The 25826-nt window shown below is 34.2% G+C and carries 23 protein-coding genes and 1 pseudogene; 3 read left to right on the top strand and 21 right to left on the bottom strand.

Annotated elements, in window-relative coordinates; genetic code table 11:
• Positions 1-93: 93 nt before the first annotated feature.
• A complete protein-coding gene (locus ES675_RS15980) occupies positions 94-444 on the bottom strand; it encodes a GbsR/MarR family transcriptional regulator (protein WP_066255919.1) in 351 nt (116 codons plus the stop codon).
• A gap of 390 nt (positions 445-834) precedes the next feature.
• Between ES675_RS15980 and ES675_RS15975 the strand changes: the two genes are divergently transcribed.
• Both ES675_RS15975 and ES675_RS15970 read left to right on the top strand, forming a co-directional pair.
• Positions 835-1638 carry a zinc-dependent peptidase gene (locus ES675_RS15975; protein WP_231931323.1) on the top strand — a complete coding sequence of 268 codons (804 nt, stop codon included), beginning with the start codon at positions 835-837 and terminating at the stop codon, positions 1636-1638.
• 77 nt (positions 1639-1715) lie between these two features.
• On the top strand, positions 1716-2135 hold the full coding sequence (locus ES675_RS15970; RefSeq protein WP_066255926.1) for a CBS domain-containing protein: 420 nt from the start codon (positions 1716-1718) through the stop codon (positions 2133-2135).
• 90 nt (positions 2136-2225) lie between these two features.
• Here the strand turns inward: ES675_RS15970 and rpe are convergent, their stop codons facing one another.
• From rpe to ES675_RS15870, 20 genes are all read right to left on the bottom strand, one after another.
• Complete coding sequence (gene rpe, locus ES675_RS15965; RefSeq protein WP_066255931.1) at positions 2226-2888, bottom strand: ribulose-phosphate 3-epimerase; 663 nt, start codon at positions 2886-2888, stop codon at positions 2226-2228.
• Positions 2889-3174: 286 nt separating this feature from the next.
• Positions 3175-4038 carry a sigma-70 family RNA polymerase sigma factor gene (locus ES675_RS15960; RefSeq protein WP_055442537.1) on the bottom strand — a complete coding sequence of 288 codons (864 nt, stop codon included), beginning with the start codon at positions 4036-4038 and terminating at the stop codon, positions 3175-3177.
• A 351-nt stretch (positions 4039-4389) separates the two neighbouring features.
• On the bottom strand, positions 4390-5568 hold the full coding sequence (locus ES675_RS15955) for a serine hydrolase domain-containing protein (protein WP_082985995.1): 1179 nt from the start codon (positions 5566-5568) through the stop codon (positions 4390-4392).
• A gap of 854 nt (positions 5569-6422) precedes the next feature.
• A complete protein-coding gene (locus ES675_RS15950) occupies positions 6423-7886 on the bottom strand; it encodes a potassium/proton antiporter (RefSeq protein WP_066255941.1) in 1464 nt (487 codons plus the stop codon).
• A gap of 350 nt (positions 7887-8236) precedes the next feature.
• Positions 8237-9436: a glutamate-5-semialdehyde dehydrogenase gene (locus ES675_RS15945; protein ID WP_066255946.1), complete on the bottom strand. Its 1200-nt coding sequence runs from the start codon at positions 9434-9436 to the stop codon at positions 8237-8239.
• A gap of 11 nt (positions 9437-9447) precedes the next feature.
• Positions 9448-10224 carry a glutamate 5-kinase gene (gene proB, locus ES675_RS15940; RefSeq protein WP_066255995.1) on the bottom strand — a complete coding sequence of 259 codons (777 nt, stop codon included), beginning with the start codon at positions 10222-10224 and terminating at the stop codon, positions 9448-9450.
• Between the two features lie 6 nt (positions 10225-10230).
• Complete coding sequence (gene proC, locus ES675_RS15935; protein WP_066255949.1) at positions 10231-11037, bottom strand: pyrroline-5-carboxylate reductase; 807 nt, start codon at positions 11035-11037, stop codon at positions 10231-10233.
• A gap of 308 nt (positions 11038-11345) precedes the next feature.
• On the bottom strand, positions 11346-12782 hold the full coding sequence (locus ES675_RS15930) for a glycosyltransferase (RefSeq protein ID WP_066255954.1): 1437 nt from the start codon (positions 12780-12782) through the stop codon (positions 11346-11348).
• A 385-nt stretch (positions 12783-13167) separates the two neighbouring features.
• Positions 13168-13671 (bottom strand): GreA/GreB family elongation factor, encoded by a 504-nt coding sequence (locus tag ES675_RS15925; RefSeq protein WP_066255956.1) that lies wholly within the window; start codon positions 13669-13671, stop codon positions 13168-13170.
• A gap of 268 nt (positions 13672-13939) precedes the next feature.
• Positions 13940-15937: an excinuclease ABC subunit UvrB gene (gene uvrB / locus ES675_RS15920; RefSeq protein WP_066255959.1), complete on the bottom strand. Its 1998-nt coding sequence runs from the start codon at positions 15935-15937 to the stop codon at positions 13940-13942.
• A 143-nt stretch (positions 15938-16080) separates the two neighbouring features.
• Positions 16081-16686 (bottom strand): TMEM175 family protein, encoded by a 606-nt coding sequence (locus ES675_RS15915; RefSeq protein WP_066255962.1) that lies wholly within the window; start codon positions 16684-16686, stop codon positions 16081-16083.
• A 1-nt stretch (position 16687) separates the two neighbouring features.
• Positions 16688-17188, bottom strand: coding sequence for a GreA/GreB family elongation factor (locus ES675_RS15910; protein WP_066255965.1), 501 nt, complete (start codon positions 17186-17188; stop codon positions 16688-16690).
• Positions 17189-17190: 2 nt separating this feature from the next.
• Complete coding sequence (locus ES675_RS15905) at positions 17191-18186, bottom strand: NADP-dependent oxidoreductase (RefSeq protein WP_066255967.1); 996 nt, start codon at positions 18184-18186, stop codon at positions 17191-17193.
• Positions 18183-18707 (bottom strand): YqhA family protein, encoded by a 525-nt coding sequence (locus ES675_RS15900; RefSeq protein WP_066255972.1) that lies wholly within the window; start codon positions 18705-18707, stop codon positions 18183-18185. Before ES675_RS15900 ends, ES675_RS15905 begins: the two co-directional genes overlap by 4 nt.
• 102 nt (positions 18708-18809) lie before the next feature.
• Positions 18810-20312: an aldehyde dehydrogenase family protein gene (locus tag ES675_RS15895; RefSeq protein WP_066255978.1), complete on the bottom strand. Its 1503-nt coding sequence runs from the start codon at positions 20310-20312 to the stop codon at positions 18810-18812.
• A 210-nt stretch (positions 20313-20522) separates the two neighbouring features.
• Positions 20523-21362: a helix-turn-helix domain-containing protein gene (locus ES675_RS15890; RefSeq protein WP_066255981.1), complete on the bottom strand. Its 840-nt coding sequence runs from the start codon at positions 21360-21362 to the stop codon at positions 20523-20525.
• Positions 21363-21529: 167 nt separating this feature from the next.
• The gene (locus ES675_RS15885; RefSeq protein ID WP_082985996.1) at positions 21530-22324 is read right to left on the bottom strand and encodes a cation transporter; all 795 of its coding nucleotides are present in this window, start codon (positions 22322-22324) and stop codon (positions 21530-21532) included.
• A gap of 171 nt (positions 22325-22495) precedes the next feature.
• A complete protein-coding gene (locus ES675_RS15880) occupies positions 22496-24049 on the bottom strand; it encodes a kelch repeat-containing protein (RefSeq protein ID WP_066255987.1) in 1554 nt (517 codons plus the stop codon).
• Between the two features lie 48 nt (positions 24050-24097).
• A complete protein-coding gene (locus ES675_RS15875) occupies positions 24098-24949 on the bottom strand; it encodes an IS3 family transposase (RefSeq protein ID WP_082985997.1) in 852 nt (283 codons plus the stop codon).
• The gene (locus ES675_RS15870; protein WP_027127221.1) at positions 24949-25320 is read right to left on the bottom strand and encodes a transposase; all 372 of its coding nucleotides are present in this window, start codon (positions 25318-25320) and stop codon (positions 24949-24951) included. Before ES675_RS15870 ends, ES675_RS15875 begins: the two co-directional genes overlap by 1 nt.
• 394 nt (positions 25321-25714) lie before the next feature.
• Between ES675_RS15870 and ES675_RS16750 the strand changes: the two are divergent.
• Positions 25715-25826 (top strand): annotated as a pseudogene (locus ES675_RS16750) (IS110 family transposase); the annotation flags it as partial.

Genomic DNA, 25826 nt, shown 5'->3' with positions numbered 1-25826 from the left:
TCTCTAATTGGGCTTTTCGTAGAAGAGCCTTAAATGCGCACGTAATTAGCTAATTCCCTTTAAACGCAAAGGTTTAGCCGATTTTTATCCTGTTTATTTATTTGGGCAAAACGTTTTTGGGGGGGTAGCTGTAAGTCCATTAACACTATCAATAAAAACATTTTTCCATTGTCCTAACTTCGTATGAAAATAGCGTTTCCTGTCTCCTGGTTTTGTTTTATAGTCAATTCGCTTTAACATTAATAGGTTATTAATAGCATTGCTTGTAGCACTTTTACTAAGTTCTAAAGCTTCACGAATTTGATCGAAGGTTAATTCAACACTATCAGCAACTGTAAGTAAAGCATCCACACGAGCAGACGCTGGAGATAGCCCCATTCTTTCTTGAATGACACCAAACCGCTCAATGAGTTCTTTTTGTTTATCTGTTAATTGATTTTTCATATCGAGAGCAAATATATGGTTTTTTTAGTTCTTTGTTTAGAGAACTTAAATTTTATGATAATTTTAACGTTTCTATAATAAGTTATGGATTTTTAAAAAAACTTTTGTTTGTGATCGTTAAACGCAAACAACCTACAAGATACAAGAATACTTGCCTATTAATGTTTCGTTTATTAAAATTTTATATCAAGACTTCTTGAATTTATACCTGCGGTTTTTAAGTTTTCAAAGCCGTATTTTTAGTAAAATCTAGCTATGCCAAGCAACTATTTAAATCTCTATAAATAGTTGCGCATTATTTGTATATTGAAATACCTGAATTTATAAACCTAACAATCCCGATAACCATTTATGTTTAAGCCAGACGAAATTCCTTTGTTTTATGTAATTATGGCAATTTTTCTAGTGGTTGTACTTTCCTCATTCGTATTTTATGCCCTTATTAATATGATTGATATAGGGTATGTTTTAATTAAACGGAAACCGCTATATCGATATTTAGTGCCACCTTACAAAAAGCTATCTGTTAGTCAACAGCAGCTTTTACAATCGGAATTCCGGTTTTATCAGCGCTTATCTGAAAAGGAAAAACGGGTGTTTCATCACCGATTAGCATTCTTTATAAAATCAAAACAATTTGTGGGTCGCGATAGTTTAGATCTCACGGATGAAATGATTGTCATGATATCCGCAACTGCCGTTATGTTAACATTTGGTTTCCGGGATTATAGTTTAAGAATGATTAAACGCATTATAATTTATCCTTCGGCCTACTATTCGGAAACCAATGACGCGCATCATAAAGGTGAGTTTAATCCCAGATTGCAGGCGCTTGTTTTATCTTGGGAGCATTTTGTGGAAGGCTATTCTGTTTCCAATGATAATCTTAATTTAGGAATTCATGAATTTGCACATGCTATTCATTTCAATAGTTTAAAAAATAGAGATGCCAGTTCTACCATTTTTGCGGATACCTTTAAAGAATTATCAATCGTATTAGCTGAAGAAACAGAATTACGACAACGCTTATTGAATTCTGGTTATATCCGAAATTATGCATATACCAACGCGTTCGAATTTGTTGCGGTTATTATTGAAACCTTTATTGAAACACCAAGGGAGTTTCGTGCTCAATTTCCGAGAGTATACGCTAAAACCAAACAAATGCTCAATTTTAACTTCGAAGGCTATTAATCCTTTTAGCTGATTTTTATCATATTTATTGCTGTTTATCTTACGTACTTTTAATAAACAATTTAAAATCAAGTACTATGAAAAAACGCACACCAGTTTCCGAAATCATGACTAAAACAGTCATTACATTAAATCACACCGATGAGTTAGAAACAGCTGAAAAGCTTTTTAAAACTAAAAATATACGTCATATTCCTGTGGTTAGTGGTGATGCCATTAAAGGTATGTTAAGCTATACCGATTTATTGCGTATTAGCTTTGCAGATGCCGTAGATGAAGAAGATGATTCTGTAGATACAGTTGTTTACAATATGTTTACTATTGAGCAGGTAATGGCTAAAAATATAGTCAGTGTACCATCCACGACAACTATAAAAGAAGTGGCTGAAATTTTAGCAGTTAAAGAATTCCACGCTTTACCAGTTGTAGACAATGATAAACTAGTAGGTATTGTTACAACAACCGACTTAATAAACTATTTAATTGATCAGTTTTAAACTAACTAACTAACTAACTAACTAACTAATTATTTAAAAACGAAAAAAGCTCCGAAAGGAGCTTTTTTTTATACGTTTACAAGTGTTTTACTATCCGTTTGCAAGTGCTTTAAGTGCCTTAATTGTTTCCGTAGGATTATCACTTTTAAATACATGACTTCCTGCAACAAAAGCATCAGCACCAGCTTCAACCAATTGCTTGATGTTCTTATCCGTAACGCCGCCATCTATTTCAATACGCGTATTTAAACCTTGCTCATTTATCATTCTGCGTAATTTCTTAATCCTATTGTAGGTAATATCTTCAAACTTCTGGCCACCAAAACCTGGGTTTATAGACATTAATAATACCATATAGCATTTTGGCAATATATCTTCCAACACATAAATAGGTGTTGTTAAATTTAAAACCACTCCCGCTTTGCAGCCAGCATCTTCAATTTGGGTTAGTGTTCTGTGTAAATGAACTGTAGATTCGTAATGAACCGTGATAATATCCGCGCCAACTTTAGCAAACTCTTCAATGTAGCGTTCCGGTTTCTCAATCATTAAATGGACGTCTAATGGTTTAGTAGCGTGCTTTTTTATGGCTTGGATAATTGGGAAACCATAAGAAATATTCGGTACAAAATGACCATCCATGACGTCTATATGAAACCAATCGGCATCACTGTTATTAACCATTTCAGTATCACGTTGTAAATTGCCAAAATCGGCAGCAAGCATAGAAGGTGCTATTACTTTTGAGTTCATTGTGTGTTGTTTTGTTGTTTCGGTAAAGATAATAAAGTCTTTTAAAAGTCGCTTCTACTTGGAAAGGGATTTAGGGATATGCTAAAAAAAAATGAACCCAGAGTAATCAGCTCTGGGTTCTTTCATCAATCAAAAAACGAACAGTAAAATTCCCACGAAAGTGGGAATCTGTAACTGTTTGTTACTGTAAAATTCCAATATGTAAAAATCCAAAACCCGATTTTTCGGTTTTCGACTGCCTATCGGCAGACAGGTATTTCTGTTTTCACATATTGGAATTTGAAACTTATCCTAAATAAGTTTTCAATATTTTACTTCTAGACGTATGTTTCAATCTACGAATAGCTTTTTCTTTAATTTGTCTTACACGTTCACGAGTTAGGTCAAACGTTTCACCAATTTCTTCTAAAGTCATTGGGTGTTGATTTCCTAAACCAAAGTATAAACGAATTACATCCGCTTCACGAGGTGTTAAAGTTTCCAAAGCACGTTCAATTTCTGTACGTAAGGATTCATGTAATAAATCGCGGTCTGGATTTGGCGATTCACCAGAATTTAATACATCATATAAGTTACTATCTTCACCTTCAACTAAAGGCGCATCCATACTTACGTGACGCCCTGAATTTTTCATAGACTCCTTAACATCGTTAATGGTCATGTCCAATTCTTTAGCAATTTCCTCGGCACTTGGTGGGCGCTCATGCGCTTGTTCCAAGAAAGCAAAGGTTTTATTAATCTTGTTAATAGATCCAATTTTGTTTAACGGTAAACGCACAATACGTGATTGTTCCGCTAACGCTTGTAGGATAGATTGACGAATCCACCAAACAGCGTACGAAATAAATTTAAAACCACGTGTTTCATCAAAACGTTGAGCCGCTTTAATAAGGCCTAAATTCCCTTCATTAATTAAATCTGGCAACGTTAAACCTTGGTTTTGGTATTGCTTAGCTACCGAAACAACGAAACGTAAATTAGCTTTGGTCAACTTTTCTAAAGCCAACTGATCACCCGCTTTTATGCGCTGTGCTAATTCTACTTCCTCGTCTGCGGTAATTAAGTCAACTTTTCCTATTTCTTGAAGATATTTGTCTAACGAAGCAGTTTCTCTATTGGTAACCTGCTTGGTAATTTTAAGTTGTCTCATGTACGTTCTTTCTCTAATTAAATTGTGCGAACAACGTGTTCTATATAGTTATACGTAAGCAATGCAGTTTTTGTTACAAAAAAGGGATATTATTTTTTTGGGCGTTCCTTTTTACGCTAAAAAAGTGGGTTTCCAACGTCAAATTTTACGATTCGCGCAAAAAGTCAGGCTGTCCATTATATCTTTTTTTACGCTTAGGCGTAATAAAAGGATGCCATTTCCATCCTTAACGCGTTAGCCCTGAACCTCGGAAAGTTCGTTTCATTTGAAAAGAAAAATAGGAACATTATGTATTCTAAAAATTAATGATATTGGGTTTTTTAATTTGGTTTATGTACATGTTATACCCAATTATTTATTCTTAAGCGCAGGAATTATTCTGTCTTGCAATGCTCTATAAGTTGACTTTTCTGGCTCATCATTTATATTCCAACCATTAAAGACAATTATTAAATTATGGTCTGGTGCTATCATTAAATACTGACCTCCATATCCGTTGGCGGAATAAATGTTGGCTTTGCCATTATCCGTATATTCAGGAATCCACCATTGATACCCGTATCCCGTAACACTCCGCCATTGAGGTTTTATGTTTTTAAGTAAAGGGCTTGTGGATGTTGTGACCCAACTTTCAGATACAATTTGCTTACCGTTCCATTTCCCTTTGTTCAAAAACAATGAACCAATTTTAGCCAAGTCTTCTGCCTTAAGATATAAACCTCCTTCTGTATCAATTTCTCCATCAGGCGTTTCCTTCCAATAATAATCTGTAATACCGAGTGGCTCAAATAAATTTTCTTCTGCCCAATGGTCAATTCGTTTGCCCGTAATGGTTCTAATAATTTTTCCTAAAAGAACTGTGCCACCACCATTATACACGAATTTTGTTCCTGGTATGGTATCCATAGGCTTGCTCAAAACATATCCTATCCAGTTGTCGCTTGATTCCAGCATAAAACAGTCATTTGTAGTATCATTATGGTCAGTCTCTTCATTCCATTGTAACCCACTTCTCATTGTCAATAAATCTCCAATAGATATATTTTGCTTTCGTTTATCTAAAAAGTCAGTATCATAACCAGGCAACAAAGGCATTGCTTTGTTGTCAACATTATAATCCGCATTCAAATCCAACGCAATTCCCATAAGGATGGAAGTTATACTTTTGGTTACAGATTGAAGGGTGTGTAATTCAGTTTGTCTGTAGTATGGATGCCAATCAGTACTATTGAAATTGTATTGATGATTGGTTGTGTCATATTCTTGAACATTGGTTTCATAGTCCTGTTCATATTTATAATCTGCCAATAACTCGTTATTTTGTATGACCATAAAGCGGTCAATTAATCCATAATCTCCGTTATTTATTTCTGAATTAATAGAATCAATTACAGCAGAAAGGGCCTTTTGGGAAGTAACTCTTTGAGTGTCTTTAGTAGACTCCTTATCTTTTGATTTACAGCTAATTAACGCGACCATAAATAATATTGAAAATGTTAGCGTTTTAATTTTATTTATGGTTGTTCTCATGATTTTAGTCCTAATTGGGTATAACTTTTTTATGGCAGTTCAAAATTAGTAAATTTTTTTGTAAGTATTTGATAGACAAATAATTAAATATGCATGGTATTGCCACACGTTTTTATTTCATAAAATCAGTTGTTCGAGTTGATTTCTGATTGAGAATAAAAAAAATCAAAATCAAAAGAGCAATCAAATTTGTTTTAAATTTCACATATTATTGATTTCTATATTCTTTAAACTTAATACCAGCTAACAATTAAAATCGGCAGTTCGTTAAATATTAAGTCAACATACCATTATTCAGAAACTCTACTTGAACTAGCTCCTGAACCAAATATTAGGAAGAAAGCAAACACGCACTTTCCATTTAATTAGGTGCTAAAATACGCATTTTTTACACAGTTATTTGTTTGCAACTAGCTTTATTTTAGTTGGTTAAGCTTATTCCGTGGTTTTTGTCAGATAAATAAAAGCAACATCCTTCTTGGTGTTCAAGCCCGAGTATTTCTAATCCTGTATTTTTCATAAAATCAGATAGATTTTGGTTTGAACACTTAATATCATTTTCTCTTTGAACTTTTAATGGAAAGTTTTCAGCGTTAGGGTTTTTGGTATGTATGAAAATTCCATCTTCTCCGCAATCCAATTCACGGATAATTTTCCATTAAAAGGCCCTTGGTCATTTAGTTTTCCTGGAATTATTTTTTTTAATAATTCAGCCAAAATCTATAATAGTTTATTCCTATCACCATCTCTTTGGCAATATACTGACTTTTGTTAGTCGTTACAATATCATAGTAGCGGCGTGGTAGCAAGTTGATATGCTAAAATGCCAATATTTTAGATTGGGGCTATCGTACTTATTGTGATTTCAGGTTTTTATAAACTTCATCAAAAATTTTGGGTTTGTCAGCTAGTACGATAAGTATGTCTTTTACTTCAATTTTTGTTAATCCGTTTGGAATAATATAGCTGTCATCTCTTTTAATCATTGCTATAATTGCGTTTTTAGGGAAGCCTAGTTCTACTATTTTCTTGTTAACAGCATAGCAGTCTGAAGTAATTTGTATTTCTTTCATTTTAGCTTTAGGGTTTTCTGCCAATAGCATATCAGTAGTTGTCAACTTTTTTTGTTTTTCTGGTATTCCTACACCCAACCATTTTGCAACAATGGAAAGTGTTGTCCCTTGAATTAAAATGGACGTAACTGAAATAAAAAATACAATGTTGAAAATCATATTGGCTTTATCAATTCCTGCCAAAAGCGGATATGTTGCAAATACAATTGGAACGGCGCCACGCAAACCAACCCAAGAAATATAGAACCTTCTTTTCATTTTCATTTTGAAAAATATAAGACTGAGAAAGACACCTATTGGACGTGCAATAACTATGAGGAATAACGAAATTAGGAGTCCAATACCCATGTATGGGATGATTTGAGAAGGAAAGACAAGTAAACCTAAAGTCAGGAAAAGTACAATTTGCATCAACCACGCCAAACCATCAAACATTTTCATAATGGTTTTTTTGTGTATCAAATCTTGATTGCCTAAATAAACGGCACAAATGTAAATGGCAAGAAATCCATTGCCACCTACAAAATTGGTAGCGGAAAATGTTATAAACATCAGAGCGATAACTAAAACAGGGTAGAGTCCTTCAAAATCAAGTTTAATTTTATTGATGATATATTTGCTAGATATTCCAAAGAGAATACCTGCAAGACCACCAAAAATCATTTGTTGTAAAAATAATGGAATTATGGATATAAAGCTTTGGTCCTGATTGATAACCAAGGTTAAAAAAGCAATTGTTAATACATACGCCATTGGGTCGTTACTTCCACTTTCTAACTCTAAAGTAGGCCTTAAATTTGTTTTTAATGCTAGACTTTTAGATCGTAAAATTGAAAATACGGCAGCGGCATCTGTTGAGGATACTATAGAACCTAATAATAAACTCTCATAAATGGTAAAGTCAGTTATAATCCAAACAAAGGAGCCAAGCGAAACTGCAGTAAATAAGACTCCTAATGTAGATAAGGCGATTCCTTCACGAAGAATGGGTTTAACGGCTGTCCAATTGGTGTCCAGGCCACCTGAAAACAAAATGAAATTAAGGGATACTATACCAATAAATTGCGCAAGTTTTGGATCATCAAAACGAATGCCTCCAATGCCATCAGAACCGGCTAACATTCCAATTATTAAAAAGAGTAATAAAGTTGGAACTCCAAATTTATAGGAAGTTTTACCAGCAAGAACACTTACAAGGAGTAATAAGGAGCCAATTAAAAGTATATTATCTATCGTTAAATTCATTCAACCTATTTTTAGATTTTACCACACAAATATAATACTACACATCTAAAAAGTAGGTAAAATGTAGTGTAGATTTTCCGTTTAAATGACTTATTCTACCAGCTTGAAATATTGTTTGGAAATTGCACCGTATTGCGGCCAACGTGAAGGCGAATGATTTGGTAGGGTTTATAAGTGACTAATTTTATAAATAAAAACGTGTAGAGTATCCTGTATACCGACGCTACAACACACATGTTAATTTTATCGAGATATACGGAAAACACGTAAAAAAGATCTGGCTCCAAATAACAAAAAAAACGGCATCAGTTGTAAACCCAATGCCGTTTGTAACTTATTTAAATCATAATTTATACGCGTACATGACCATCGCCAAATACATAATATTTATTAGTTACTAATTGCTTTAAACCTAATGGTCCGCGGTGGTGTAACTTGTCTGTGCTAATGGCTAATTCGGCACCAACACCCATTTGTCCACCATCGGTAAATCGGGTAGAGGCATTGTGGTAAACGGCAGCACTGTCTATTTCTTGCATAAAACTTCCAGCTTCAGCTTTATCTTCTGTCATGATTACAGATGAATGTCCTCCAGAATATTTATTAATTGTTTCTATGGCTTCCTCTAATCCATCCACTTCGGCTACTAATAATTTCATAGCTAAAAACTCTTCATACCAAGTATCTTCGCTTGGTATTTGGGTTTCATTGGTTAAAATCTGTCCTATCTTTTTATCAACTACTAACGATACACCAACATGCTCTAAAGTTTTTTGGAGTTCTATCACTTTCGCTTCGTAATCAGATATGTTTTTGTCAATCAGCACATTATCTAAGGCATTGCAACCTGAAATTTTATCAGTTTTCGCATTAATAATCACTTTTACGGCTTTTTCCCAATCTGCATGTTTAGAAACATATAAAAAGTTGTTCCCACGTCCTGAAATTAAAACAGCACAGGTAGCATGGTCTTTCACAAACTTAATTAGGCGTTCGCCACCACGAGGTACAATTAAATCGATTTTCTCGGTTGGGTTTCTTAAAAATTCCTGTGTTTCTTCACGTTTTAAATGCAATAGCTTAATCCAATCTTTAGATAAGCCATTTTCTTCTAACGCTTCATGCCAGCATTTTTCTAAAATGAGATTACTATTAATAGCTTCTTTTCCACCTTTTAATAATATTTTATTGTTGGCTTTAAACGCTAAAACAGCGGCTTCAATAGTGACATCTGGTCTGGATTCATAAATAATCATAATAGTCCCAAATGGTGCTGTTTTATTGGTGATTTGCAAACCGGTATCCAGAGTCATATCAGAAATAGTAGCACCAACAGGGTCTTCTTGATCGCGTACTTCTTTAATAGCTTGAATCATGCCATCAACTTTAGCGGTATTAACTACTAATCGGTCATATAAGGCTTGATCGTCTTTATCAAAAGCATCTAAATCTTGCTTGTTGGCTTTAATTATAGCATCACGTTCGCGGTCAATAATTTTAATCATTGAATTTAAAACGGCATTTTTTTTATCTGTATGTAATAATTCCATTTGTTTTGTTTTTAGTGAATAAATTTGGTTCCTACTTCCTTGTTGTCAAGAATATCGACAATCACATTTTCTCGTTTTCCATTGGCAATGTATGTGGGAATATCCTTTTGTGCTGTGCCTTTAGCAATCCGTAATTTGGACGCCATACCACCACGACCTTCGCCTTCTTTCTTACCAGAAGCTTTTACGTATTGTTCCACATCTTGATTAAAGGAAACCTCATTAATCTTTATGGAATCTTTATCATCTGGATGACCTGTGTAAAGGCCGTCCGTATCTGATAATATAATTAAACGATCTGCATCAATTAATTCCGCTACCAAACTAGCTAGCTCATCATTATCTGTAAACATAGACATGGTTATGGAAACCGCATCATCCTCATTGGCAATAGGCACAATGCCTTCGGATAACAATCCTTCATAACAGTTAATCATGTTTTCACGGTGTTTTCCGGGGTCAAAATCGCGTTTTGTTGCTAAAACTTGCGCGCAACGCATGCCATAATCGTGAAAAAGGCTATAATAATGACGCATCATTCTTGGTTGCCCTACGGCTGAATAGACTTGACGTCTAATAGATTTATCCGTGATACTCATTTTACCTAGAACTTCCTTGCCAGCAATTGCCGAACCTGAAGATACTAAGACCACCATCACATCGCGTTCATATAAAACGGCTATTTGGCGAACCAATTCTCTTAAAACAGGTCCTAATATGCGGTTATCTTTATTTGTTAATACGTTTGTTCCTACTTTTACTACTACGCGCTTAATGTCGTCGTCCATCATGTTTTATTGTTCTTTTCCTAATTCTATTGCTCTGTCAAATGCGGCATAAGCGGCATCTTGAATGAGTTGTTTTACATTATTATCGTCCATGGAGTCAATGGCTGCTTGTGTGGTTCCGCCTTTACTTGCAACGCGACTAATCCATGTTTCTGGTGAAATATCTGATTGATTAAATAATTCAATGGCACCTTCAAAAGTGTTGCTTACCAATACTTTAGAATCGTAAGCGGAGAAGCCCATTTTTAAGGCTGCATCCAACATAGATTGCATGAAGTAAAATACATAAGCTGGACCACTTCCTGAAATACCTGTTGAGGCATCAATGAAATTTTCGGTATTCACATGTATTGAGGTTCCTGTGGTATCTAATAGATTCCGAACCATAATCAATTCCACTTTAGATACTTCTGGAGATTCGGTGTAGGATGTTACACCTTTACCAACTTTGGCTGGTAAATTTGGCATGGCTCTAACCACTTTTTTAGCTCCTAATTGTGTTTTGATGGTGTCTATAGTTACACCAGCCATTAGCGACACAAATATTTGTTGATCATTAATTTGTGGTGCCATGGTTTTAAATAAATCTTCAATGTGGTATGGCTTTACGGCAAGAAAGACGATATCTGCTTTTGGTAAGCAATCTTCTAAATTATCATAAACATCAAAATGTGGTTCTTTGTTTAATGTTGTAATTTTTTTAGGATCCGTATCATATATCTTCAGATTGTGTTTTCCTAAAAGAGACGATTTCGCCATACCTTCGGAATACGTTAATCCCATATTTCCTGCTCCAATTACTAATACTTTCATGTTTTTGTAAGGTGTTGATTATCACTATTAATTTGTATATAGTGTACAAGGACTATACGGAAGACCAGATTAATAAAGTTAATTTAAATTAATCCCATATACATGTGTTTTACGAGTATTGTTTAGGATATTCGTAAAAATATCAAGCATTTATTGCGAAATATGTAATATGCGATTTTACTGAAACTGACAAAAAGGTGACAGGCTGTCGGGAAAACACACATTTGTTGTAAGTGGGCCAGCAGGTTGAGTCAAAAGAAAAGCCTTACAATTTCTTGTAAGGCTTGATATTTATAATTTAGAAGTCATTATTTTTTCTCCGCTAACCCACGTGTTAACCAACCACGTCTACTTGCCGTTGCAATAGCATAAGGTGCTATCCAAAACAGACCAAATGTATATAGAATGCTATAGGTGTATGCCCAAAAAGATTCTTTTATTTCGTAGCGATGTGCATAAAATAAAACCGAAAATGTTGAGGTTACTAAAATACTTAATAAGGTGGAACCTAAAAATAATAAAGGGTGCATTAAAACGAAAAACAACATAAATATCACGAACGGATACGTCATGATAATTCGAGAGAATTGGCTAATAAATAATAGTCGCGTTCCAAACTTACTTTCATTTTTAAAATTGGTAAACACATATTTTGCCATATTAATATTCTCGCGCACATTACTGCGTCCCCATCTAATAAACATTTTATATAATCCTGGATATTCTTCAGGAACATTTGTGTAAGCAACAGCATTTCGCTGAAACAACACATGCTTACCTTGTTTTAAAATCATATTCGTCATGGCACGATCTTCTCCAATGTCTGACGGTTGCCCCATAAATGTTTGGTTAATCCAATCTGGTAAACATTTGAAAACAGCGGTACTTCTGTAAGCAGCTAATGCGCCAGGTGTACATAAAACCGAATTCAACCTACTTTCGGCAGAACGCACAAATTCAAAACTCATAACAAAACTCACATCCAACATTTTTGGAAGCATGGCTTTCTTATTATTTAAAACACGAATATTACCAGCTACTGCACCACAATTTTCATCGGTAATAAACGGACTGACTAAATTACGCAAGGTATTTTGGTCTACAACAGAATCACTATCAACAGTTACGAAAATAGCACCAGTACCTAAATTAAAGCCACGATATAAAGCATGACGTTTTCCTTTATTTTCTGGTTGTTGAAGGATTTCTAATCGGTTTCCAAGTTGTTTCTTGGCGTCCACCATCCAATCCCAAGTATCGTCTAAACTCCCATCATCAATAGCTAAAAGCTGTATTTTATCATGCGGATAATCACTTTTTGCCAAACTCATTAAGGTATCCCATACTTGTTTCCCTTCATTATATGCAGGAACGATTATGGTAACTGTTGGTAATTCTTCATCCGAAACGGATTCAATAGCGCGATATTTAAAATAATTATAAGCCATAAAAATGACATAAAAGGCTTTAAAAATAAATAGAATTCCGGCTGTGATCATAAATGTTAACCCAATAACTGAACTTCTACGATCTGCATTAAATTGCTCAAAATCATTATGAAAAACGGTAAATAAATAAACACCCATAGCAATAAATACGAGCGTACTAACTAAAGTAATCCTATTATAAACGTTTTGGGTTTTATCACTACCAATGAATGTTTGGCTTAAAAATGTTTTTAATTTTTGAAGGTTCGTTATTTTGGTTTGTTGTGATTGAGACGCGCGTGTACTTTTTTGAGCCATGTAGTTTGGGTTGTTTGAAATTAATGTCTTTTAAGTATGTACGACCAGATATTAATTTTGGACCCTTTTTAATATTTTTTTAAGAAAAAACTGCGTTTTTAGAAGGTTTATTCATTCTAGCGTATAAAAAAAGCCTTGCATGAATTAGCAGGGCAGACATTGTTCTTTTAAGAAGGTAATATGAAAATTAGGAATTTTTTTTTACATCCTTATGCGTAATAGTTAATCCAAAATTTAAACTGGTTAGCTTGTTATTTTGTCCATAAGCTAACTAGCCTTTATTTGTTTTATACGGATGTTGCCTGCTGGTTTTACTAGTTGGTATTTTATTTCTTTACCTTAACTAACATATTCAATAAATTCTAATCCGCTTATTTTGCAATTTTCAATAGGTAATTTCCATGATTTCAAAAGTTCTATCTTCTTTCACTAGTTTTAATAAGGCAATGTCTCCGACTTTCTTTTCAGTCAGTATTCTTGCAATTGGAGAAATAAATGAGATTTTCCCTTTAGAGACATCAGCTTCATCTACACCGACAATTTGATAGTGTTGATGCTTTGCTTCATTCCCTATTTTTAAGGATACTACTGCACCAAATCGAATTACATTTTGTGGTTGCTTGTTTAGGTCTACTATTTTTGCAGTAGAAATTCGGCTATTTAACAATTGTAATTTTGCGTTGATATAATTCAATGAGATTCTCCTTTCCTTTTCGTTCGTACTGTCCAAATCGTCTCTATTATTAATTAGCATTTCCTTTTCGTTCAAAAGTTCATCCATTCCAACTTGAGTCATGTAGTTTATTACACCTTCAGGCAAATCCGCGCTATCGGGTGTCACTATTGGAATTTCTTCTTGATCATCTTCCTTTACAAATCCTCTGCTCATGGCTTATTTAGTTTTATTGTTATTGATTTCTACTTTTTTAAGGTTTAGAACTTATAACCTTATGGCCATTTTAATAATGGAAATAGGAAGAATCAGTAGCTTCCATTTTAAATCATCGATATTTACTAAAACCACTTCAAGGAATTTTACATAAAGTATTATGACGATAACCTCGGCTAGTATATTTTTAAAACGACCAATTTTTGGGGATTTTATCCATTTTAAGGCATCTATAAAAAGCAGAGGAGCGTGAAGAAATGAGCAAAGTCTACCCCTTCATGAAGATAAACTGGCTATAAAGCTTATCCAATTCAAAACGAACCCTTTCAATATTTTTCGATTCACTTTTATCTGTAAATTTTAACAAAGCTTTTTCTCGCTCTCCAATTAATCGACACAACATAGGTAAGTTTTTACAGAACAATGCATCGTGAACTACAGGTTTTGACATCTCTTCAGAATCAGAAGTTTGTTTTCGTTTTGATGATGTAGGTGTAATATCATTTACTTTGTTGTATGCTATTTGTTGTTCACGTCGCTGTTCCGATTCATCAATCGCCTGTTTCATAGCATCTGTTATTTTATCGGCATATAAAATAGCCTTGCCACTGGTGTTTCGTGCCACACGGCCAATAATTTGAATTAATGCTTGTACTGAACGTAGAAAGCCAGCTCGATCTGCATCAAGTATTGCCACCAAAGAGGCTTCTGGTATATCCAGGCCTTCCCGCAATAAATTAATACCGATAAGCACATCGAACTCACCAGCTCTTAATGCATCAATAATTTCAGTTCGTTTTGAGGTCTTAATGTCAGAATGAAGGTATCTAACCCGTATACCTTTTTGACTCATAAAGTCTTTGAGCTCTTCTGCACTCTTCTTGGTTAAAGTCATTACTAAAACGCGTTCGTCTTGCGCAACCCTTTTATGGATTTCTGCTAACAAATCATCCATCCTATTTTTTGATGGCCGCACTTCTATGTCAGGGTCTAATAAGCCAGTAGGACGAATAATTTGATCAATAGTTTCTCCTTGCGAACGTTTTAGTTCATAACTGCCAGGTGTTGCGGAAACAAAAATAGTTTGAGGTTTTAATTTTTCAAATTCTTCAAAGCTTAATGGGCGATTATTTCTTGAGGACGGTAAACGAAATCCATACTCTATCAAGTTGTTTTTTCGACTTTGATCACTAGAATGCATTGCCGATATTTGCGGTATCATGACATGTGATTCATCAATAAATAGCAGGCTATTTTTGGGTAAATAATCGAGTAAGGTGGTTGGTGGTAAATTAGGGTCACGGTCATTGAGATAACTTGCATAATTCTCGATACCAGAACTGTAACCTTTTTGCTGCATCATTTCCACATCATCAATTGTGCGCTCATAAAGTCTGGCCGCTTCAACAAATCGGTTTTCATCATTAAGCTCTGCTACACGCAGGTCCAATTCTTCAAGAATTTTCTCACTTGCAACTAACAACTTATCTTGAGGTGTTGAATAAAGAGTTTTCGGTGAGACCTGATATTGATCTAATTCACTAATAATTCTTCCACTTATTGGATCTATAGAAGAGAGTGCCTTTATAGCATTTGCAACAATTTCTATGCGTATACCATCTTGTTTGGCATCGGCAGGAAAAACATCGATAGTATTACCATCTACTTGATACATTGCACGATTTAGCTTCTTTTTATTTTTCCCCTTATTTATTTGGGTGTATTGAAGCTGATTTAAACGTTCGATCAGAAATTCCTTTTCAATCTTTGTACCTTGAGTTAATGGTATTTGAAGCGAACGATATGCTTCAGGACTACCCAAGCCATAAACGGACGAAACAGATGCTACCACAATAACATCCTGACGCTCGATTAATGATTTGGTAGTCGATAAGCGTAGTCGCTCCAATTGTTCGTTAACCGCAGAATTTTTACCAATAAATCGATTATTGCCCGGAATATAGACTTCAGGCTGATAGTAATCGTAGTAAGAAACAAAATATTCAACGGCATTTTCTGGAAAAAAAGTTTTCATTTCACTGTATAACTGAGCTGCCAATGTCTTATTATGTGCCAAGATTAAGGTTGGTCGTTTTAAACGATGAATGACATTTGCCATAGTAAAAGTTTTGCCCGAACCTGTAACCCCTTTTAAGGTTTGATGAGATACCCCATTATTGATACCATCAATAAGTTTTGCAATGGCTTCTGGTTGGTCGCCGGAAGGTGTATAATTTGAATGTAAAATAAATGAATCTTGTCCCATAATCTACTTGTGTTATTAGTGGTTTTCCTTGAAATACAATAATCAGTACAAGCATTTGCTCGTTATTTGAGCGCTAGTTGCTCTCCAATTTTTTTAATGACAACCTTCTCTTTGGTTCTTTTCAGCGTAATTCGAAAATATGATTACAATTTTTTTGGAGGAACAACATACGTTAGCGTAACTACAAATATTAGTCCTAGTGCTAATCTGAAATCAATAAATATTAATAGAAAGGCTATTACTTCTACAAGTGGCCCTTTTAACCAGCTTATAATGTCTTCTTTTCTTAATTCTTTTTTTGTGCTTTCTGTTGTATATAATCCGCTTTTGAATATAGCATAATGATGAAGCCATCTAAATGTTACAGCTTTAAAGAAATACGCTCCAATTAATAGCATAGTTGCAGTTTCCTGATTATGATTTTGCCCAAGTAATGCAGTTGGATAAACAATAAGCGAAAGTGAAAATAAAAACAATAGATTTAGCCATATAAAAGTAGCGTTTACGGCTTTCATTTTACTAAAAAGTAGATGATGGTTGAATAAGTGTACTGCTATTACCAAAAAACTTACGGCGTACGAAATTAATTGAGGAATCAGGTTTTCTAGTAATTCAAAAATTGAATATTTTTTAATTAGAAAATCTTCTGGAATTTCGAATGCCATAACCAAAATGGTTATTAAAATAGCAATTACGCCATCGCTAAAATTCTCTAATCTAGCCTTGTCTATAATATTCTTGTCCGCCATATCAATATTCAATAAGTTCTATATTCATATTTCTCTTACCCATAGGGGTTTGAAGTGCGATTACATCACCAACCTTTTTATTTCGAAGAACTTTTGCTAATGGAGATAAAAAAGAGATTTTATTAAGGGAAATATTAGCTTCATCTACTCCTACTATCTGATATTGACACTTGCAATTTTCTTCTTGTTTGAAGAGTGTTATTGTTGCTCCAAAATGAATTTCATTTTGAGGCTGGGTTGATAAATCAACTATTCTAGCCGAACTTATTCTATCTTCAAGTAAGCTTAATTTAGTTGTAATATAGTTTATTTGAACACGATTAGTCTCGTTGGATTCCTCAATTAATGTTTTTTGTTGCTCTAATAACAAATTCTGCTCCTGCTTTAATTCTTCTAAACCGTTGTTTGTAACATAATTAACGACTCCGAAAGGCAAATTAGCTCTTGGTGCAACTATAGGAATTTCCTCTTGATCCTCTTCTTTTACAAATCCTCTGCTCATGGCTACTTTACTTTAATTACAACTTTCCCTTTTGTGCGTCCTTTGTGCACGTAAAGTATTGCGTTTACAGCATCTTTTAAAGGAAATACTTTGTCAATTACAGCCTTAACTTGTCCTGATTCTACAAGGCCAGTTACTTCATTTATTTGCATTGCGTTGGCTCTCATTAAAAGAAGACTATAATAGGCAGATTTTAGTTTTATCTGCTTCGTAATATTTCTTCTTTTCCATTGTAAATAAAGTTTGGCAAACAAATTCAGTTTCATTCGGTTGGCCGTTTCTTCATCAACAGGACCGACAAGGGTTATTACTTTTCCGCCGTTTTTAATCACTTCAAATGCATCTTCGGTATATTGATTTCCGAGTGTGTCTAAAACCATATCAGCATCTTTGACGATGGTTTTATAGTCTTCAGTTTTATAATCTATTACGCGGTCTGCACCAAGTGCTTTTACCCATTCAACATTAGCTGTACTAGTGGTGGTGTAAACATAAGCGCCTTTTGCTTTTGCTAATTGTATCGCCAAAAAACCTACCCCGCCAGAACCGGCGTGAATTAGTATTTTATCGCCAGCTTGTAGTTTTCCGCGTTTTAAAACTTGTGAAGCGGTAAGGCTTACCAAAGGTAAACTTGCAGATTCTTCAAAGCTTATATTTTTTGGCTTTAAGCTTAAAATGTTTTGCTTTACTGAAACAAATTCAGCAAAAGACCCTTGTTTATCTACATAAGCATATACTTCGTCTCCAATATTGAAGTTGGTAACATTTTCACCTTTCTCAACAATTTTACCGCTGACGTCATACCCCACTGTCGCTGGTAAAGTATAGTTTTTCCGTGTTTTCAATTTACCGTTTAAAACCTTAATATCTAAAGGATTTACACTGGCTGCATAAGTTTCAATTAAGACTTCATCTTTGCTAATTATTGGTTTTTCTATTTCAGAATAGTCAATGCTTTCTGAAATTTCTCCGTATGCTATATGTTGAATTGCTTTCATGGTTTTTCAATTTTATTGTTCTTACTGTCTTCTTTGTTCAAATTCAATATTTTCAACCCCAGAGCCATCAAAACTATAGAAATAGGAAGGATTAATAAATTCCATTTTAAATGATCGATGTTTACGAAAACCACTTCAAGGAATTTTACAAATAATATGATGACGATTACTTCAGCCAATACATTTTTTAAATGCCCAATATTTGGCGTTTGTATCCAGTTAAGAACACCGTTATTTTTAGTGCTTGATTTGTTCGAGATAAACAGGGTATAGATGCCATGCGAAAAAATAAATAAAACCAATGCGATTAAAAACGTGTCTAAAGATTTTATAAGATAGGTTATCCCTATGTCCGCTGTATGCAAATGCTCTTTGCCTTCTGGAATGTAACCCAGAAAGAAGACGCGAATGGCATTTAACGTCTTTAAAGCTCCAACGATAAAAAGAAGCAACGAACCCAGAAGTGAAAAGATTATCGCTATCCAACTGATATAGCGTAAAGCGTAAAATGGTTTTTTCATAATAATAAAGTATGTAAGGCCTTCTATTAAGACTGTGATTAAAACAATAAAACCCCGGAATATCCGGGGTTTTTAGTATAAACTTATTTTATAAAGTTTTAATTAAAAGAATCCCATAGGTTTCTTGTCGTAAGAGATCAACATGTTTTTTACAACACGGTAATGATCTAAAGCCATTTTGTGGTTTTCACGACCGAATCCTGATTCTTTAACTCCTCCAAAAGGAGCGTGAGCAGGATACGTATGATATTGGTTTACCCAAACTCTACCAGCTTGTATAGCACGAGGAACTTGATATAATTCGTGAGCATCACGAGACCAAACACCTGCTCCTAAACCATAAGGTGTGTCATTTGCAATTGCAATAGCTTCTTCAGTAGAACTGAATGTTGTTAAAGCTACAACTGGGCCAAAAATTTCTTCTTGGAAAACACGCATATTGTTATCTCCTTTTAATACGGTAGGTTGGATATAATATCCTTCTGAAAGTTCACCTTCGTAGTTTCCAGCGTCTCCACCAGCTACAACTTCGGCTCCTTCTTCTTTTCCTATTTTAATATAGTCAAGAATCTTGTCGTATTGAGGTTTAGACACTTGAGAACCAATCATTGTTTCAGGATCTAATGGATTACCTGTTTTGATAGCTCTTAAACGCACTTTCATTTTTTCGATGAAATCGTCAGCAATATCTTCGTGGACTAAAATACGAGATGGAGCTGTACAAATTTCTCCTTGATTCAATGCGAACATTAATGCGCCTTCAATAGCTTTGCTATAGAAATCATCGTCATGATCTGCTACTGATGGAAAAAATACGTTTGGAGATTTTCCTCCTAATTCCATAGTTACTGGAATAATGTTTTCTGCTGCGTTGTGTAAAACTTTACGACCTGTTTCCGTAGAACCTGTGAAAGAAAGTTTCGCAATACGCTTAGATGTTGCTAAAGCTGCTCCTGCTTCTGCACCAAAACCAGTTACAATGTTTAATACACCTGCTGGTAAAATATCACCAATAAGTTCCATTAATGCAATAACGCTAGTAGGAGTTTGTTCTGCTGGTTTTACAACCGCTGTACAACCTGCCGCTAAAGCTGGAGCTATTTTCCAAGCTAACATTAACATTGGGAAGTTCCAAGGGATAATTTCTCCAACAACACCAATAGGCTCGTTTAATACGATACTAACTGTGTCTTTGTCGTGTTCTGAAATACTTCCTTCATCTGCACGAATAACACCTGCGAAATAACGGAAGTGATCAATACAATAAGGGATATCTGCTGCACGAGACTCACGGATTGGTTTACCGTTGTCAATGGTTTCTAAAGTTGCCAAGTACTCAAAGTTATCTTCCATCACTTGAGCAATCTTTAAGAGTGCATTACTACGTTCTGTTGCTGAAGACGTACTCCAGGTAGGAAACGCTTCGTGTGCTGCGTCAAGTGCAAGATCAATATCTTCTTGTGTTGAACGTGCAGCTTGAGTAAATACTTTACCATCTACAGGAGATACGTTATCGAAATACTGACCTTTAACAGGTGCTACGAATTTACCGCCAATAAAATTACCGTATCTTTCTTTGAATACAGGTTTAGTTACATTTGCCATAATTATAAATTTTGAATTTAATTTTTAAATAATGCTTGCAAAACAAGCGTCGTGTAATTACAGTGCAAATATATGTCGGGTTGTTACCTTTCTATTTATTGATACGGTTCAATAACTTATGAAAAAAGGTCAATGTGAAGAATTGTGAGATACAGTGATTGAGTATTGATGTTAATTAATTGATTATCAATACCTTGAATAATTGTTTTTTTAATTCGAAATATCTGTTGGACTGATTCCGAACTTGTTTTTGAAAGCTATACTGAAATTAGACAGGTTGTTATAACCAATATCTAAATAGATATCAGATGCTTTTAATTCGCCACCTTGTAGCAGTTCCTTCGCTTTTTGAAGCCGTTTGTCCTGTAACCATTTTCCAGGTGGTTCATCGTATTCGTTAGTAAAATGACGTTTAAAAGTCGATAGACTCATATTACAGAGAAAGGCAATTTCTTCCAATTTTAAATTGGAGTTCACATTACTCTCTACTACTTTTTTAAATGGTGATATCTCTTTTGAGATTAAGGAATGTAAGTAATATTCGAATTGATTACCGTATTTGTTGAGTAAATACAGCATGATTTCTTCAAATTTTAAAACCAATAAGGCATCGCTATAACTATGGTTCGTAAAGGTGTTAGAAGATAAAGAGTTTATAAAAGCAGCAATATAATCGTCGTTTTCAATTACGAAATAAGGCACATCTTCTTTATATGGTTTTATATCATTAGTGTATTTACTTAAAAAATCAGTGAGTTTCTTTTCAGAAAAGAAGAAAAGTTTACAGTAGTAAATGGCTTCTGTATCCAGTAATTCTGTCCATAGCCAATTTCCTTTTTTAAGCAACAACGATTGTTCTTTATTTACTGCAACCGATGTTCCTGCAAAGTGTACTTGCTTTTTTCCTACTTGGAGAAAGCTGAACATATTCATGCCTAAATTGACCTTGCTTTTAACAACATCTGTGGTCATTTTAAAATCGTAAACAAATAAATCGGGACTTTCTTTTTTGTCCTTAATGTAGAGTTCAGGTATGTTTTCTATTGGCATCTAGATTTTTTTTTCAGCTTGCAGGTAATGGTTTGTATAAGATTAGTGGCGTGTTTAAGCACCTAATTTAGCAAATAAATCACAGATAGAATATTCCGCAGGAATGTTCGTAAGTAGGCTAGCCCTAGCAATTAAATATGCACGGTGTTGTAAGTAGTGCTTTTCGCTTACTTACTCAATTTCAGTATTCGGAATGCACCTTGAATTACCAGCGCAAAAACGATTGTTCCGATAATCAAATCAGGTTTACTCGAACTCAACCAATTTACCAAAATTCCAGCAATTATTACTCCTAAATTGATAATCACGTCATTCGAGGTGAAAATCATACTTGCTTTCATATGTGCCTCTTCTTTGCTCTTTGACTTTTGCAAAATGTAAAGACAAATTCCGTTTGCGATAAGTGCAAAAATCGAAACGATAATCATTGTCGAAAAATCGGGAAGTTTCTCGTCTCCGAAAAATCTTCTTAATACTTCTGCAAATCCAATAATCGCAAGTGTTATTTGAAAATATCCAGCAAGTTTGGCAATCCGTTTTTTCTTTATTACTGTTCCACCAACCGCAAGCAAACTAATTCCGTAAACGAAACTGTCTGCAAGCATATCTAAACTGTCTGCAACAAGTCCCATAGATTTTGAGATAATTCCTGTTGTCATTTCGATAATGAAAAAGGCAAAATTTATAACAAGTACAGACCAAAGTAGCTTTTTTTGGTTTTCGTTTTCTTTAAATTCCGTTTGGTCGGTTTGTTCCGTTGATGTTTTTTTTCCACCTAAATTCAGTTCGATAACTGACTTTTCGATTTGGTCAATTTCTCCGCTGTGAAAAACGGTCAATTTTCGATTCGGAATATCAAAGTCCAAATTCACAATACTTGAAATTCCGTCCAATTTCATTCGGATTAGATTTTCCTCCGAAGGACAGTCCATTTTGGTAATTTCAAATATTGTTTTATTCACTCGGTTTCTGGGTTTTTCGGCACTACTTACAACGTGTTTGTGTATGAAAAGTAGCGGATTGTGACGCGCTAAATTTTCAAGATATTACTGACTTTAAATTTATGAAATTGCTTTTAATTAGAGACTTAAACCGTTATTTTTTATATACTGTGTTGTAAAACGTTTTATGTTTTAATTCATTGACCAGACATCATTTTTTCGAGTAGGTTCATCTCTTCCTGCAATTACCCATATATTGTTGTTATGTACAACAGATGTATGAAGATATCTTCCTTGAAAAGGAGCATTAGAAGTTACTTCTGTCCAATTTACACCATCATTACTACTCCAAATATCATTTTTCTGGATATTACCTGGACTAATGCCTCCAATAACCCATAATTTATTATCAAATGCTAAGGTTGTGTGATAGTATCTTTCTGTAAATGGTGCTTCTGCAATTACTTGTGTCCAATTAATTCCATCACTACTATTCCAAACATCATTTTTTGTGCCGTCTTGCCCAAGACCAGCAATAAGCCAAATTTTATTGTCGTGAACGACTGCAGTGTGGCGCCCTTTTTCTGGAGCTCCAATAGCATTTACCTCAATCCAATTAATTCCATCAACGCTATGCCATATATCATTAAGTACATTGAGAGAACCGACCTCTCCACCAATCACCCACATTTTATTATCGAATACAACTGAAGTGTGAGCGTATCTTGGAATAAAAGACGCATTCGCAGTCATTTGTGTCCAATTAGTTCCGTCAACACTAGACCAAACGTCGTTCTTATTTCCTCCAGAATATCCGCCAATTACCCAAATTTTGCCATCAAAAGTTAACGCTGTATGCGAGGCGCGACTCGAAAAAGCTGCATTGGAAGTTGCTTCTGTCCAATTTATACCATCTGTACTACTCCAAACATCACTTCTTTGATTGACATTTACATCTGATCCGCCAATTACCCACATTTTATTATTAAATACTACAGTTTCATGATCTATTCTACCAATAAATTGAGCATTAGCTGTTATTTGGGAAAATAAATCAGCTGTCGTAAAACTAAAAACATCACTTTCAGTAGAATTTCCTTGGTTATCTTTAGCTATTACTTTCCAATAAAAAACTTCTAAAAATTGTAAAGGCACACTAAATGTAAATTCAGTTTCACTTAAATTGGATGCTATTATTGTATTTGGGTTAATATTGTTGTCTAAAACTAAATCGTAGGTTACAGGGTCATCATCTGGATCGACTGCCACATTCCAAGTTAGTGTAGGTTTTAATTTTACATCTACTGCTTCATTACTTACTGTTAAAAGTAAAAAAGGGTTTGGTGGTCTATTCAAATCAATCGTAGTAAAACTAAAAACATCACTTTCAGTAGAATTTCCTTGGTTATCTTTAGCTATTACTTTCCAATAAAAAACTTCTAAAAATTGTAAAGGCACACTAAATGTAAATTCAGTTTCACTTAAATTGGATGCTACTATTGTATTAGGGTTAGTATTGGTGTCTAAAACTAAATCGTAGGTTACAGGATCACCATCTGGATCTACTGCCATATTCCAAGCTAATGTAGGTATTAAGTCTACATCTACTGCTTCATTACTTATAGTTAAAAGCGAAAAAGGGTTTGGAGGTTTATTGACAGTTATTTTAACATCATCATCACCTCCGCAATTGAAAAGTATGAGAATTAAAGTAATTTTTAATAAAAAGGATGTATTTTTTTTCATTAGTCTTGAATGTCTCGTCCTGAAATATGGCTACAGGTTAAAATTGAATTAAGCTGATAATTTATATACCATATTAGGTGTTTTATAATCTAAAGATAAATGTAATCTTACTTCATTGTATAAATTAATTGCATTTTTTGCAGCTCTCTTTGCGTGACTCACGTTATCAAAGGTTTGATCTAAATAAAATTCATCTTTTAAAATTCCATTTACACGTTCTGCCATTGCGTTTTCGTAACAATGATTTTCTTCGGTCATACTAATATCTATCTTTTTTCTTTTGAGTATTTGTGTGTATACATTGCTACAATATTGTATTCCTCTGTCTGAATGATGAATAAGTTGTTTAATGTTTTTAGCTTGATAAATTGCCTTATTAAGCGCTCTCACACATCCTTTTAATTCCAAGCTATCACTAATATCATAACCAACTATTTTTCTGGAGTGCATGTCTGTTATTAAAGCCAGATAACAAAAGCCTTTCAGGGTTCTAATATAAGTTATGTCACTAACCCAAATGTGGTTAGCTCTATTGATTTCTACGTCTTTTATGATGTTGTTATATTTATAAAAACGATGATAAGAGTTCGTAGTTCTAGCACTGGTTTTCTTTCTAAGTGTCAGCATTTGGTGTTTTTTAAGCACATTGAAAAGAGTGTCTCTACCGATTTTAATATTGGCTTTAGTAAAATCTACATCTAAAGATTTAATAAGTTTACGAACACCTTCTCTAGGAAGGGATTTGCGTCTTTTTCTAACGATGTTTAGAATCTGTTGTTCAAGTCTTAAACGGTTATCAGCTCTGGCTTTGTATTTATAATATGCATTACGTTTAAGCCCAAAACAATGGGTTATAGTCGTTAAAGAAGCAAATCCCTTAGATTTCTCTTTAGCTTTTATTAAGGCTTTATACTTAACTTTTTTTTTAGTTCAGCAATAGATTTAAAACCAAGATCTTCTGCAGCTACTTCTAGATAAGATTCTTCTACCATAGCATCGAGATCCTTTTTAAGTAGCAGTTTCTTAAGCTGTTCAATCTCTTTTTGAAGTGCTTTAATTCTTGATATTTCGTCTTTTGTTTCCACTTTTACTCTGGTGTTCATTAAGTCTTTACGATTGTACTTTTTAATCCACACATTCACTGTCGTAGGTGCAATAGAGTAGAGCTTACAAAGCTCGCTCTTTGTGTGTTTTCCGATGGTAAGCTCGGCTAAAATTTTTAATTTAAAAGGTTCACTGTAACGTCTAATTACTTTGTCATTTCTATACATAATGTTTAAAATTATGTAGCCTTATTTCAGGACGGGTCAATATGTATGCCAACGGTTTCGTGTATGAAAAGTGCGGGTTTGCGTGCGAGGATTTTCGGAACGAAAATCGGAAGAAAGCAAACACGCACAGTCCTTTTGATTAAGCACTAAAATAAGCATTTTTTATACACAGCTTAAGTTAGCATTTTAATAAAAACACTAAATTAAGGCCTATTAATAAGAAAGCACAAAAGAGAGGAATAAGGTTAATATACACGCAGAGACTTTGATCTCGTCAACATTGAAAATCCCCTCTCTTTTCTACACAGATTTCGTACAGTTCTATGAGGCTTTTAGACCTCGATTTTAAGTCGTTGAAACTCGCGTAGATTGTCCTTTCAAAAAACATTTTCTTATGAATAAAGATATTAAATATTTTGGAATAGACATTAGCCATCTGGTTTTTGATATCACAGATTCCGACGGCAATTATTATCAGTTTAAAAACAATCCATCTGGTTTTAAAA

The organism is Algorimicrobium algoritergicola (assembly GCF_008086165.1).
In the GTDB taxonomy this organism is placed as follows: Bacteria; Bacteroidota; Bacteroidia; order Flavobacteriales; family Flavobacteriaceae; genus Algorimicrobium; species Algorimicrobium algoritergicola.
This window is presented reverse-complemented; position numbering and strand designations above follow the sequence as displayed.